A 14,082-nucleotide genomic window follows, 5' to 3' on the forward strand; every position below is an offset into this window, starting at 1 on the left:
GAAAAAAGTTGTAACGGCCTGGCCTTAGCCCAGGCCGTTTTTATTTATAGTTCAGCACTTTGCCAACGTCAGCTCTAGGTAAATAGCCGGTAAAGGCGCTTTGCTAAAACCGCTCTACTGCTTATCGTTCAGCCTCCTCAAGAGAAGTCTTTCCGCACAATGGCCGATCAACCGATGCAAACCGCCCGTCCTCGTCACTCCCGTCGCTGGCTGCTGAGCCTGCTGGTCCTGCTGCTGATTGCCGGCCTGTGCTGGGTATTCTGGCCCTCATCGCCGGCGACCAAGGCCCCGGGCGCAGGCAAGCCGGGGGGCGGGCGGCCTGGTTTCGGCGCGTTCGGCGGGCCGGTACCGGTGCGTGTGGCACCGGCCACCGTGGGCGACTTCCCGCTGTACTACAAGGCCCTGGGCACCGTGACCGCGACCAACACGGTCAACGTGCGCAGCCGCGTGGGCGGCGAGCTGGTCAAGATCAACTTCAAGGAAGGCCAGCGGGTCAAGGCCGGCGACCTGCTGGCAGAGATCGACCCGCGCAGCTACCAGATCGCCCTGCAGCAGGCCGAAGGCACCCTGGCACAGAACCAGGCGCAGCTGAAAAACGCCCAGATCGACCTTGAGCGCTACAAGGGCCTGTTCGCCGAAGACAGCATCGCCAAGCAGACCCTCGATACCCAGGCAGCGCTGGTAGCCCAGTACCAGGGCACCATCAAGACCAACCAGGCGGCGGTGGGCGATGCCAGGCTCAACCTCGACTTCACCAGGATTCGCGCCCCCATCAGCGGGCGCCTGGGCCTGCGCCAGCTGGACGTCGGCAACCTGGTGGCGGCCAACGACACCACGGCACTGGTGGTGATCACCCAGACCCAGCCGATCACCGTGGTCTTCACCCTGCCGGAAACCGAGCTGAGCACCGTGCTGTCGCGCTACCGCAGCGGGGCCCAGCTGCCGGTGCAGGCGTGGGACCGCGGCGACACCCAGCAGCTCTCGGTGGGCGTGCTGAGCAGCCTGGACAACCAGATCGACACCACCACCGGCACCCTGAAGTTCAAGGCCGGGTTCGAAAACCAGGATGAAATGCTGTTCCCCAACCAGTTCGTCAACGTGCGCCTGCTGGCCGATACCTTGAAGGACGTGGTGCTGGCGCCATCGGCCGCGATGCAGTTCGGCACCAACGGCACCTTCGCCTACGTGATGGACGGCGACAACAAGGTGACCATCCGCAGCCTCAAGCTCGGCGCCAGCGACGGCGACCTCACGGTGGTCAAGGAAGGCCTGGCCAAAGGCGAGCGCGTGGTGCTCGAAGGCACCGACCGCCTGCGTGACGGCAGCGAGGTAGAAGTGGTCAACGACAGCAGCGACGTGCCCGCCACCCCAGGCCAGCACCTGCAGGGCCAGGACAAGAAAGACCTCTCGGCCACGCCGGGCGAGCAGGGCAAGGCTGGCGCATGAACCTTTCGCGGCTGTTCATCCTGCGCCCGGTCGCCACCACGCTGAGCATGCTTGCCATCGTGCTGGCCGGCCTGATCGCCTACACGTTGCTGCCCGTGGCGGCCTTGCCCCAGGTCGATTACCCGACCATCCGGGTCTTTACCCTGTACCCCGGTGCCAGCCCGCAGGTGATGACCAGCGCGGTCACCGCGCCGCTGGAGCGCCAGTTCGGGCAGATGCCCGGGCTTACCCAGATGGCCTCGACCAGTTCGGGCGGTGCCTCGGTACTGACCCTGCGCTTCAGCCTCGAAATGAACATGGACGTCGCCGAGCAGCAGGTGCAGGCGGCGATCAACGCGGCCAGCAACCTGTTGCCCAGCGACCTGCCGGCGCCGCCGGTGTACAACAAGGTCAACCCGGCCGATACCCCGGTACTGACCCTGGCCATCACCAGCAAGACCATGCTGCTGCCCAAGCTCAACGACCTGGTCGACACACGCATGGCGCAGAAGATCGCACAGATCAGCGGTGTGGGCATGGTCAGCATCGCCGGTGGCCAGCGCCAGGCGGTACGCATCAAGGTCAACCCTGACGCGCTGGCCTCGGCCGGGCTGAACCTGGCCGACGTGCGCACCCTGATCGGCGCCTCCAACGTCAACCAGCCCAAGGGCAACTTCGACGGCCCCACGCGGGTCTCGATGCTCGACGCCAACGACCAGCTGCGCTCCCCCGAGGAATACGCCAACCTGATCCTGGCCTACAAGAACGGTGCGCCGCTGCGCCTGAAGGACGTTGCCGAGATCGTCGACGGCGCCGAGAACGAGCGCCTGGCGGCCTGGGCCAACCAGAGCCAGGCAGTGCTGCTGAACATCCAGCGCCAGCCTGGGGCCAACGTCATCGAGGTGGTCGACCGGATCAAGGCGCTGCTGCCGTCGATCACCGACAACCTGCCGGCGGGGCTGGACGTGGTGGTGCTCACCGACCGCACCCAGACCATCCGTGCTTCGGTCAAGGATGTGCAGCACGAGCTGCTGATCGCCATCGTGCTGGTGGTGCTGGTGACCTTCCTGTTCCTGCGCCGGGCCAGCGCCACCCTCATCCCGTCGATCGCCGTGCCACTGTCGCTGATCGGCACTTTCGGCGTGATGTACCTGGCCGGGTTCTCGATCAACAACCTCACGCTGATGGCCCTGACCATCGCCACCGGCTTCGTGGTGGACGATGCCATCGTGATGCTGGAGAACATCTCGCGGCATATCGAGGAGGGCGAGACGCCGATGCAGGCCGCGCTCAAGGGCGCCCGGCAGATCGGCTTCACCCTGATCTCGCTGACCTTCTCGCTGATCGCGGTACTGATCCCGCTGCTGTTCATGGCCGACGTGGTGGGGCGGTTGTTCCGCGAGTTCGCCATCACCCTGGCGGTGGCGATCCTGATCTCGCTGGTGGTGTCGCTGACCCTCACGCCGATGATGTGCGCGCGCCTGCTCAAGCGCGAGCCCAGGGAAGAGGAACAAGGGCGCTTCTATCGCGCCAGCGGTGCCTGGATCGACTGGATGATCGCCCACTATGGTCGCGGCCTGCAGTGGGTGCTGCGCCACCAGCCGCTGACCCTGCTGGTGGCGGTGGCGACCCTGGGCCTGACCGTGCTGCTGTACCTGGCGGTGCCCAAGGGCTTTTTCCCGGTGCAGGACACCGGGGTGATCCAGGGTATTTCCGAAGCCCCGCAATCGATCTCGTTCGCCGCCATGAGCCAGCGCCAGCAGGAACTGAGCGCGGTGATCCTGCAGGACCCGGCCGTGCAGAGCCTGTCGTCGTACATCGGCGTCGACGGCGACAACGCCACGCTCAACAGCGGCCGGTTGCTGATCAACCTCAAGCCCCACGGCGAGCGCGACATCACTGCCTCGCAGGTCATCACCCGTTTGCAACCGCAACTGGACAAGCTGGTGGGCATTCGCCTGTTCATGCAGCCGGTGCAGGACCTGAGCATCGAAGACCGCGTCAGCCGCACCCAGTACCAGTTCAGCCTGTCGTCGCCGGATGCCGACCTGCTCGCGCAGTGGAGCGGCAAGCTGGTGGATGCGTTGCATGATCGCCCCGAGCTGACCGATGTGGCCAGCGACCTGCAGGACAAGGGCCTGCAGGTGTTCCTGGTGATCGACCGCGACGCCGCCAGCCGTCTGGGCATCAACGTGTCGGAAATCACCAACGCGCTGTACGACGCCTTCGGCCAGCGCCAGATCTCCACCATCTATACCCAGGCCAGCCAGTACCGCGTGGTGCTGCAGGCCGCTGCGGCGGCCGACCTTGGGCCCAGGGTGCTCGACCAGATCTACGTCAAGACCACCGATGGCGCGCAGGTGCGCCTGTCGAGCCTGGCCCATGTGGAGCAGCGCCAGGCGCAACTGGCCATTGCCCACATCGGCCAGTTCCCGGCGGTGATGATGTCGTTCAACCTGGCCGAAGGCGTGTCGCTGGGCGAGGGCGTCAAGGTCATCGAACAGGTGCAGCAGCAGATCGGCATGCCGCTGGGCGTTCAGACCCGCTTCCAGGGCGCGGCCGAAGCCTTCCAGGCGTCGCTGTCGAGCACCCTGCTGCTGATTCTGGCGGCGGTGGTGACCATGTACATCGTGCTCGGCGTGCTCTACGAGAGCTACATCCACCCGGTGACCATCCTTTCGACCCTGCCCTCGGCCGCAGTGGGCGCGCTGCTGGCCTTGATGATCAGTGGCAACGACCTGGGCATGATCGCGATCATCGGCATCATCCTGCTGATCGGTATCGTCAAGAAGAACGCGATCATGATGATCGACTTCGCCCTGGAGGCCGAACGCAACCAGGGCATGGACCCGCAGACGGCGATCTACCAGGCGGCGCTGCTGCGCTTCCGGCCGATCCTGATGACCACCCTGGCGGCGCTGTTCGGGGCCATCCCGCTGATGCTCGCCACCGGCTCGGGCGCCGAGTTGCGCCAGCCGCTGGGCCTGGTGATGGTGGGCGGGCTGCTGGTGAGCCAGGTGCTGACGCTGTTCACCACGCCGGTGATCTACCTGTACTTCGACCGTCTGGCGCGTCGCTGGCGCCGTCAGCCTGACCCGCAACAGGCCGACGCATGAACCTCTCCGGCCCGTTTATCCGTCGCCCGGTGGCGACTATGCTGCTGAGCCTGGCCATCATGCTGCTGGGCGGGGTCAGCTTCGGCCTGCTGCCGGTGGCGCCGCTGCCGCAGATGGACTTCCCGGTGATCGTGGTGTCGGCCAGCCTGCCCGGGGCCAGCCCCGAGGTGATGGCCTCCACCGTGGCAACCCCGCTGGAACGCTCGCTGGGCAGCATCGCCGGGGTCAACACCCTGACCAGCCGTTCCAGCCAGGGCTCCACGCGGGTGATCCTGGGCTTCGACATGGGGCGCGACATCGATGGCGCCGCACGCGAGGTGCAGGCGGCCATCAATGCCACGCGCAACCTGCTGCCCAGCGGCATGAAGAGCATGCCCACCTACAACAAGTTCAACCCGGCCCAGGCACCGATCATGGTGCTGTCGCTGACCTCCGATGTGCTGCAGAAGGGCCAGCTCTACGACCTGGCCTCCACCATCCTGTCCCAGAGCCTGTCCCAGGTGCCGGGTGTGGGCGAGGTGCAGATCGGCGGCAGTTCGCTGCCGGCGGTGCGTATCGAGCTTGAGCCGCAACTGCTCAACCAGTACGGCGTGAGCCTGGACGATGTGCGCCAGACCATCGCCAACGCCAACGTGCGCCGGCCCAAGGGCTTCATCGAGGACACCCAGCGCAGCTGGCAGGTACAGGCCAACGATCAACTGGAGAAAGCCAAGGACTACGGCCCGCTGGTGATTCGCTACCAGGACGGCTCGGTGCTGCGCCTGAGCCACGTGGCCAAGGTCACCGATGGCGTGGAGAACCGCTACAACAGCGGCTTCTTCAACGACAAGGATGCGGTGCTGCTGGTGATCAACCGCCAGACCGGCGCCAACATCATCAAGACCATCGAGAGCATCAAGGAGCAGTTGCCGGCGTTGCAGGACCTGATGCCGGCCAGCGTGCAACTGAACGTGGCCATGGACCGCTCGCCGGTGATCAAGGCCACCCTCAAGGAGGCCGAACACACGCTGCTGATCGCCGTGGCGCTGGTGATCCTGGTGGTGTTCCTGTTCCTGAGCAACCTGCGCGCCTCGCTGATCCCGACCCTGGCGGTGCCGGTGTCGCTGGTGGGCACCTTCGCGGTGATGTACCTGTGCGGGTTCTCGCTCAACAACCTGTCGCTGATGGCGCTGATTCTCGCCACCGGGCTGGTGGTGGACGACGCCATCGTGGTGCTGGAGAACATCTCGCGGCATATCGACGAAGGCGTCGCGCCGCTGGCCGCGGCCTTCCTCGGCGCCAAGGAGGTGGGCTTCACGCTGCTGGCGATGAACGCCTCGCTGGTGGCGGTGTTCGTCTCGATCCTGTTCATGGGCGGCATCGTCGAGTCGTTGTTCCGCGAGTTCTCCATCACCCTGGCGGCGGCCATCCTGGTGTCGCTGGTGGTGTCGCTGACGCTCACGCCGATGCTCTGCGCGCGCTGGCTCAAACCTCACGCCCCCGGCGAGCAGACCCGCCTGCAGCGCTGGAGCGAGCGTCTCAACCAGCGCATGATGGCCGGCTACGACCGCAGCCTGGGCTGGGCGCTGCGCCATCGCCGCCTGACGCTGCTGAGCCTGCTGGTGACCATCGTGGTCAACGTGGCGCTGTACGTGGTGGTGCCCAAGACCCTGATGCCGCAGCAGGACACCGGCCAGCTGATGGGCTTTGTGCGGGGTGACGACGGGCTGTCGTTCGCGGTGATGCAGCCGAAGATGGAAATCTACCGGCGCGCCTTGCTCAAGGACCCGGCCGTGCAGAGCGTGGCCGGTTTCATCGGCGGCAACAGCGGCATCAACAACGCCATGGTGCTGGTGCGCCTCAAGCCGATCAAGGAGCGCAAGGAGTCGGCGCAGAAGATCATCGAGCGCCTGCGCAAGGAGATGCCCAAGGTACCCGGCGGGCGGCTGTTCCTGATGGCCGACCAGGACCTGCAGTTTGGCGGTGGCCGCGAGCAGAGCAGCTCGCAGTTTCTCTACACCCTGCAAAGTGGCGAGCTGACGGCGTTGCGCGAGTGGTACCCGAAGGTGGTGGCGGCGTTCAAGGCGCTGCCGGAGCTGACGGCCATCGACGCCCGCGAAGGCAGCGGCACCCAGCAGGTGACCCTGGTGGTCGATCGCGAGCAGGCCAAGCGCCTGGGCATCGACATGAACATGGTCACCGCCGTGCTCAACAACGCCTACAGCCAGCGCCAGATCTCGACCATCTACGACAGCCTCAACCAGTACCAGGTGGTGATGGAGGTCAACCCCAAGTATGCGCAGGACCCGCGCACCCTGGAGCAGGTCCAGGTGATCACCGCCGACGGCGCGCGCGTGCCGCTGTCGACCTTTGCCCATTACGAGAACAGCCTGGCCGAGGACCGTGTCAGCCACGAGGGGCAGTTCGCCTCCGAGGACATCTCGTTCGACCTCGCAGAAGGCGTCAGCCAGGACGTGGCGCTGGCCGCGGTGGAGCGCGCGGTGGCCAAGGTCGGCCTGCCCGAGGACGTGATCGCCAAGCTTGGCGGTACCGGCGATGCCTTCACCAAGAGCCAGGAGGGCCAGCCCTGGATGATCCTCGGCGCCTTGCTGGCGGTGTACCTGGTGCTGGGGATTCTGTATGAAAGCTACATTCACCCGCTGACCATCCTCTCGACCCTGCCGTCGGCCGGGGTAGGGGCGCTGCTGACGCTGTACGTGGTCGGCAGCGAATTCAGCCTGATCTCGCTGCTGGGGCTGTTCCTGCTGATCGGGGTGGTGAAGAAGAACGCGATTCTGATGATCGACCTGGCCCTGCAGCTGGAGCGCCATGAAGGGCTGAGCCCGCAGGAGTCGATTCGTCGGGCCTGCCTGCTGCGTCTGCGGCCGATCCTGATGACCACCCTGGCGGCGATCCTGGGCGCCTTGCCGTTGCTGCTGAGCACCGCCGAGGGCGCCGAGATGCGCCAGCCGCTGGGCCTGACCATCATTGGCGGGCTGGTGTTCAGCCAGATCCTCACGCTTTACACCACCCCGGTGGTCTACCTCTATCTGGACCGCCTGCGCCATCGCTTCAATCACTGGCGCGGCGTGCGTACCGACGCTGCTTTGGAAACCCCGCTATGACCCGACCTGCCGATGTTTGTCCACCTTCCCTGCAGCGCGTGCTGGCGGCCCGTGGTTCGCGCCTGCTGACCTCGGCCCTGTGCCTGGCGATGCTCAGCGCCTGTACCCTGAGCCCCGACTACCACCGGCCGCAGGCGCCGGAGCCGGTGGCGTTCAAGTACGCCGAGGGCTGGACCCAGGCCAACCCGTCCGACGCCCTGGCGCGCGGCGCCTGGTGGGAGCTGTACGGCGATGCGCAGCTCAACGGTCTGGTCGAGCAGCTCAATGCCAACAACCAGACGGTGGCCCAGTACGAGGCGCAATACCGCCAGGCCCAGACCCTGGTGCGCAGCGCCCGGGCTTCGCTGTTTCCCAGCCTCGACCTGAGCGCCGGCAAGACCCGCTCCAGCCAGGGCACCGGCAGCAGCAGTTCGAGCCTGAGCAACAACAGCAGCGGTATCCGCGACACGTACAGCGCCCAGCTGGGCGTGAGCTGGGAAGCCGACCTGTGGGGCAAGCTGCGTGAGGGCCTGAACGCCAACGAGGCGAGTGCCGAGGCGAGCTTGGCGGACCTGGCGGCGATACGCCTGAGCCTGCAGTCGGAGCTGGTGCGGAACTACCTGCAGCTGCGTGTGATCGACGAGCAGAAGCGCCTGCTCGAGGCCACGCTGGCGGCCTATCAGCGTTCGCTGACCATGACCCAGAACCAGTACCGCGCCGGGGTTTCGGGCAAGGACGCGGTGGCCCAGGCACAGACCCAGCTCAAGAGCACCCAGGCCGACCTGATCGACCTGATCTGGCAACGTGCGCAGTTCGAGAATGCGATTGCCGTGCTGATGGGCAAGGCGCCGGCCGAATTTGCCCTGGCGCCGAGCACCACCATACCGGCCTTGCCGCAGATCCCGCTGGCGCTGCCGTCGCAGCTGCTGGAGCGCCGCCCCGACATTGCCTCGGCCGAGCGCAAGGTGATGGCGGCCAACGCCAATATCGGCGTGGCGCGGGCGGCGTACTTCCCGGACCTGACCCTGAGCATGAGCGGTGGCTACAGCAGTAGCAGCTTCAGCGACTGGATCAGCTTGCCGAACCGATTCTGGTCGGTGGGGCCGCAGTTGGCCGTGACCCTCTTCGATGCCGGCAAGCGCTCGGCCGAGGTCGACCGTACCAAGGCCGTGTACGACCAGACTGTGGCGCAGTACCGTCAGAGCGTGCTGGATGGCTTCCAGGAGGTGGAAAACTACCTGGTGCAGCTGAAGGTGTATGCCGATGAGGCGCAGGTGCGCGATGAGGCGCTGGCGTCGGCGCGCGAGTCGCTGCGCCTGACCGAGAACCAGTACAAGGCGGGCCTGATCGGGTATCTGGACGTGGTGAACGTGCAGACCACCGCGTTGAGCAATGAACGCAGCGTGCTGAACCTGCTGCAGGGCAGGCTGGTGGCCAGCGTGCAGTTGATTGCGGCGTTGGGGGGCGGCTGGGAGGCAGCCAGCCTTGCTGCTGAAGAGCGTACCGCGACCGACAGGTAGTGTGCGTCGAGGCGTTCGCCGGCAAGGCCGGCGCCTACAGGCCGCGGTGTGATTGTAGGGGCCAGCCTTGCTGGCGAAGGCCGCGACGCGGTTCCAAAGCCTGATGGCCATTCGCCAAAAACATCCCGCCATCCCTCGGAAACTCCGTGCGTTTCGCTAAAGGTTGAGTACAATCATCGGTTTTTCACCGGGCCGGGACAGCGCCCGTCAACCGGGCCTTGGAACCTTCATGCTCAACGGTAGTTATTCCTCCTCGCTGGTCCTGATTTCGCTGTGCGTGGCGATTCTGGCGTCCTACACGGCGCTGGACCTGACCGGGCGCATCGCCACCGCCAAGGGCCGTGCCGCGTACCTGTGGATGGTCGGCGGTGCTCTGGCCCTGGGCACCGGGATCTGGTCGATGCACTTCATCGGCATGCTTGCCTTCAGCCTGCCCATCGAGCTGGGCTACGACCTGAGCCTCACCGCGCTGTCGCTGGTGATCTCGGTGCTTTCGTCGGGCTTCGCACTGTGGCTGGTGAGCCAGCCGAGCCTGCCGGGCCGCGTGCTGGCGCTGGGGGCGCTGATCATGGGCGCGGGCATCAGCAGCATGCATTACACCGGCATGGCCGCCATGCAGATGCAACCGGGCATCGACTACGACCCGCTGCTGTTCGCCGCCTCGCTGTTGATTGCAGTAGGCGCGTCGGTGGCCGCACTGTGGATCGCCTTCCGCCTGCGCCGCAATACCCCGTATGTACGCCAGATTCGCGGCGGCGCCGCCGTGGTGATGGGCATTGCCATCGTCGGCATGCACTACACCGGCATGGCAGCGGCCAATTTTGCCGACGGCAGCTTCTGTGGCGCGCTGGACGGTGGGCTCAGCGGCAGTGGCCTGGACTACCTGGTGCTGATCACCACCCTGGCGGTGCTGGCGGTGGCGCTGCTGACCTCGGTGCTGGATGCACGCCTGGAGGCGCGCACTGCGGAGCTGGCGCAATCGCTGACCCTGGCCAACCAGGAGCTGACCCAGCTGGCGCTGCACGACACCCTCACCGGGCTGCCCAACCGCAGCCTGCTGACCGACCGCATCGAGCAGGCCATCGCCAAGGTGGCCGAGCAGGGCGGCTGCTTTGCGCTGATGTTCATCGACCTGGACGGGTTCAAGCCGGTCAACGACGCGTTCGGCCATCACACCGGCGACCAGTTGCTCAAGGAGGTGGCGATGCGCCTGCGCGGCCACCTGCACAGCCAGGACACCCTGGCGCGCATCGGCGGTGACGAGTTCGTGCTGCTGGTGGAGCTGGACGAGCCTGAAGACGCGGTGGGGGTGGCCGCCAAGCAGGTCAACCTGGTGTCGCGCCCGTTCCGGGTGGCCGAGCAGAGCCTGCAGATCTCCGCCAGCGTCGGCATCGTGTTGTACCCCGGCAACGGCGCCGACCAGATGGAGCTGCTGCGCAATGCCGACGCGGCCATGTACCACGCCAAGAGCGCCGGCAAGAACGCCTACAGCTTTTTCGATGTGTCGATGAACAGCAACGCGCGCCTGCAGCTGCAGTTGCTGCAGGACCTGCGCATGGCGCTGGAGCAGCGCCAGTTGCGCCTGTTCTACCAGCCCAAGTTCGATGCGGTGGGGCGCCAGCCTATCGGTGCCGAGGCCCTGCTGCGCTGGGAGCACCCGCAGCACGGCATGTTGCTGCCCGATCGCTTCATCCAGCTGGCGGAAAAAACCGGGTTGATCATCCCGATCGGCGAGTGGGTGCTGGACGAGGCCTGCCGCCAGATGCGCAGCTGGATGGACCAGGGCTATGAAAACTGGCGGGTTGCAGTGAACCTGTCGGCCATCCAGTTCTGCCATGCCGGGCTGGTTGACAGCGTGGCGTCGGCCTTGCAGCGTCATCGCCTGCCGGCCAACAGCCTGACCCTGGAGATCACCGAAACCACCGCCATGCACGACGCCGATGCGAGCCTGATGGTGTTGCAGCGCCTGTCGGACATGGGCGTGGACCTGTCCATCGACGATTTCGGTACCGGCTACTCAAGCCTGATGTACTTGAAGCGCCTGCCGGCCAACGAGCTGAAGATCGACCGTGGCTTCGTGCGCGACCTGGAGCAGGACAGCGACGATGCCGCGATCGTGTCGGCCATCGTGGCGCTGGGGCAGGCACTGGGGTTGAGGATTGTTGCCGAAGGGGTGGAAACCGACCGCCAGCAGGACTTCCTGACCCGTCTGGGGTGTGATTCGCTGCAAGGGTACCTGCTCGGTCAGCCGCTGCCGGCCGAGCGTTTCATGGCTGATATCGAGAGACTGGCGGTGGGGCAGGCCTGAGCGCCAGCGTCAGGCCGAGCGCAGCGCACACGAGGGCTGGAACGCTTCAAGCTCGTCTTCCACCGCTTCGATGATGCGCTCCACATCCGACGCCGCCATCAGTGTGGCGCACGGAATGCCGGCAATCGCCAGCAGGGTTTCGCCGGTGGCGCGGTCGAACACGCGCGCCACCATGCTGCGCGGTGCATCCATGCTGGCTTCAAAGCCCAGGGGATGGAAGTGCCAGCGCATCATCTGGCAGGCGTTGGGAAACGTGAGCTTGTTCATGCCGGCCTCCTTTTACAGCTGACCCCGATTCGCTGAGCATGCCTGTACCCGGGACACGCTGCCCAGGGAAGGCCAAGACCCTAACCATAGCACCGATGCGGCCGCTGTCCGCCGCTTGTTTGCGCCCCGTTGCAGGATGTTTGACCTGCGTCACAATGGCTTTTTGCTATGTGTGGGTTGCGCAAGCGTTTGCGTGGTCCGCATTGCGGCGGGTGAGGCTGTCATGGCCGCTGAAGCGGGCAGGGTGGGGCCACGGGTATTTCAGACCAGCGGCGGGCTCAGCTGAGCAGGCCGGCGGCGATGTTGATGGTGAAACCCAGAATAGCGGTGTTGAACACGAAACCGATCACCGAGTGGGCCAGCACCACCCGGCGCAGTTCACGCCCGGCGACGCCCACATCGGAGGTTTGCACCGCGACGCTGAGGGTGAACGAGAAGTAGTGGAAGTCCCAGTAATCGGGGTTGCGCTCCTCGTCTGGAAAGCGCAGCAGCGGCTGCTTGGCGGTGCTGGTGTAGAACAGGCGCGCATAGTGCAGGCTGAAGATGGTGCCGATCAGCAGCCACGAGCCGGCCACGGTGAGGCCGGTGTACAGGTAGTGCAGGGCCTGGGTGCTGCCGGTCAGGCCCTTGCTGCTGGCCAGTTGCAGGGTGACTGCGGCAAGGCTGGCGATGGCCGCGATACTCACGGTAAACAGCACCATCCCGGCATTTTCGTCCTCGATGCAGGCCACCTTGCGCACCTGGCCCGGTTTTGCCCGCAGGGTCAGCCAGAACACCAGCAGCAGGTACAGCCAGACCCCGAGGTTCCAGCCCGCCAGGATGTGTTGCACCAGGTTGTCTGCCGGGATGAACACGCCGCCCAGGCAGCCGACCAGTGCGGCGGCGCTGAGGCGCGGGTGGGTATGGGCCAGTTTGTGGAATGCCATGTTGCCTCACGTCGATGGATGCACCGCCAACTGTAGCCTATACCTAGGAAGCCTTTCTTCAGGCGCCACTGGAGCGACCGCATGAAACACGCATTGATCATCGGCACCCTGTGCCTGGCCGGGCTGGGCCTGGCCGGTTGTTCGAGCAGCACCGTGCAGCCCGACGAGTACTCCGGGTTCCTCAAGGACTACAGCCGTCTCAAGCAGACCACCTCGCCCTCCGGTGCCACGGTGATGCGCTGGATCGACCCGAACCTCAAGCTCGACCGCTACACCAGCGTATACATCGAGCCCAGCCAGCTGTATCCCAAGCCGCAACCTACCGCGCGGATTCCGCAGAGCACCCTGCAAGGCATCACCCACTACTACGACCAGGCGCTCAAGCGCGAGCTGGGCAAGTCGTTGCCGCTGGCCACCGGCCCTGGCCCGGGGGTGATCGTGGTACGCCCGGCGATCACGGCCGTCAGCAGCAAGACCGAGGGCCTGAAGGCATACGAAGTGATTCCGGTGGCGCTGGTGGCGGCAGCGGTGAGCACGGCCTCGGGCATCCGCGACCAGGAAACCGATATCGCCACCGAGGCGCAGTTTCTGGATGGCGGCAACAACAAGGTGCTCGCCCAGGTGGTGCGCAAGGGTAGTGGCAAGCCGCTGGAAAACGACAGCCAGGTGATGAAGGCCGACGATGTGAAGGCAGTGCTCGATGGCTGGGCGTCCGACCTGCACCAGTCCTACCTCAAGCTCAAGGGCCATTGAGCCCTGTGCCAGGCCATTCGGGGAGCCTCGCAATGGCCTGGCAGCGTGTTGGCCGGTCTGCCGGCCCCAGCGGGCCGACGACAGTTGACCGCTTCACCATTGAAACCCGGCTTCAATCAGCCTAGCCTGCGCGGCATACCGTTGAAAGGAGCCCGTCATGCAAGGCGTTACCCGCAAGATCACCCAGGCCATTCTGTACGAAGTCATCGCGGTGGCCTGTGTCGCACCGGCCCTGGCGTTGGCCTTCGATGAGGGCATGGCCCATTCCACCGTGCTGTCGGTGATCATGTCGGGCATGGCCCTGGGCTGGAACATGCTCTACAACTACCTGTTCGAGTTCTGGGAGGCACGTCAGGCCCGACGCAGCCGCACCTTCGTACGGCGCCTGCTGCATGCCATCGGCTTCGAGGGCGGGCTGGTGCTGATCCTGCTGCCGGTGGTGGCCTGGTGGCTGGACATCAGCCTGTGGGCGGCACTGGGCACCAACCTTGCGCTGTTCGTGTTCTTCTTCGTGTACGCCTTCGTGTTCCAGTGGGGCTTCGACCGGGTGTTCGGCGTGCCCGAATCGGCGCACGAACGCGGCGTGCAAGCCTGCACGAGCGCAAAATGAATGATTGACTTGAAAAAGGCCGTGGGCTAGTTTCGCTGCCATGACCTTATTCGCAGCGTTGCCTTCGCACAGCA

At 65.7% G+C, this 14,082-nt stretch carries 9 protein-coding genes; 7 read left to right on the forward strand and 2 right to left on the reverse strand.

Features of this window, described 5'->3' with window-relative positions:
• Positions 1–159 precede the first annotated feature (159 nt).
• The 5 genes from MF6396_RS11625 (at position 160) to MF6396_RS11645 (ending at position 11,452) form a co-directional block, all read left to right on the forward strand.
• Entirely contained in the window at positions 160–1,446 is a 1,287-nt protein-coding gene (locus MF6396_RS11625; protein ID WP_078480367.1) for an MdtA/MuxA family multidrug efflux RND transporter periplasmic adaptor subunit, read from the forward strand.
• A complete protein-coding gene (locus tag MF6396_RS11630) occupies positions 1,443–4,541 on the forward strand; it encodes an MdtB/MuxB family multidrug efflux RND transporter permease subunit (protein ID WP_078480368.1) in 3,099 nt (1,032 codons plus the stop codon). Before MF6396_RS11625 ends, MF6396_RS11630 begins: the two co-directional genes overlap by 4 nt.
• Entirely contained in the window at positions 4,538–7,645 is a 3,108-nt protein-coding gene (locus tag MF6396_RS11635) for an efflux RND transporter permease subunit (protein ID WP_078480369.1), read from the forward strand. Before MF6396_RS11630 ends, MF6396_RS11635 begins: the two co-directional genes overlap by 4 nt.
• The gene (locus MF6396_RS11640; protein ID WP_078480371.1) at positions 7,642–9,144 is read left to right on the forward strand and encodes an efflux transporter outer membrane subunit; all 1,503 of its coding nucleotides are present in this window, start codon (positions 7,642–7,644) and stop codon (positions 9,142–9,144) included. Before MF6396_RS11635 ends, MF6396_RS11640 begins: the two co-directional genes overlap by 4 nt.
• 229 nt (positions 9,145–9,373) lie before the next feature.
• On the forward strand, positions 9,374–11,452 hold the full coding sequence (locus MF6396_RS11645; RefSeq protein ID WP_058540139.1) for a putative bifunctional diguanylate cyclase/phosphodiesterase: 2,079 nt from the start codon (positions 9,374–9,376) through the stop codon (positions 11,450–11,452).
• A 9-nt stretch (positions 11,453–11,461) separates the two neighbouring features.
• Here the strand turns inward: MF6396_RS11645 and MF6396_RS11650 are convergent, their stop codons facing one another.
• A complete protein-coding gene (locus tag MF6396_RS11650) occupies positions 11,462–11,719 on the reverse strand; it encodes a DUF1652 domain-containing protein (RefSeq protein ID WP_043861439.1) in 258 nt (85 codons plus the stop codon).
• Between the two features lie 278 nt (positions 11,720–11,997).
• Entirely contained in the window at positions 11,998–12,645 is a 648-nt protein-coding gene (locus MF6396_RS11655; protein ID WP_078480372.1) for a DUF1345 domain-containing protein, read from the reverse strand.
• An 81-nt stretch (positions 12,646–12,726) separates the two neighbouring features.
• Between MF6396_RS11655 and MF6396_RS11660 the strand changes: the two genes are divergently transcribed.
• Positions 12,727–13,398: a DUF3313 domain-containing protein gene (locus MF6396_RS11660; RefSeq protein WP_043861440.1), complete on the forward strand. Its 672-nt coding sequence runs from the start codon at positions 12,727–12,729 to the stop codon at positions 13,396–13,398.
• A gap of 157 nt (positions 13,399–13,555) precedes the next feature.
• Positions 13,556–14,008 (forward strand): PACE efflux transporter, encoded by a 453-nt coding sequence (locus MF6396_RS11665; protein WP_043861441.1) that lies wholly within the window; start codon positions 13,556–13,558, stop codon positions 14,006–14,008.
• The last annotated feature ends 74 nt before the right edge of the window (positions 14,009–14,082 follow it).

The organism is Pseudomonas sp. MF6396 (assembly GCF_002018915.1).
Lineage (GTDB): Bacteria > Pseudomonadota > Gammaproteobacteria > Pseudomonadales > Pseudomonadaceae > Aquipseudomonas > Aquipseudomonas palmensis.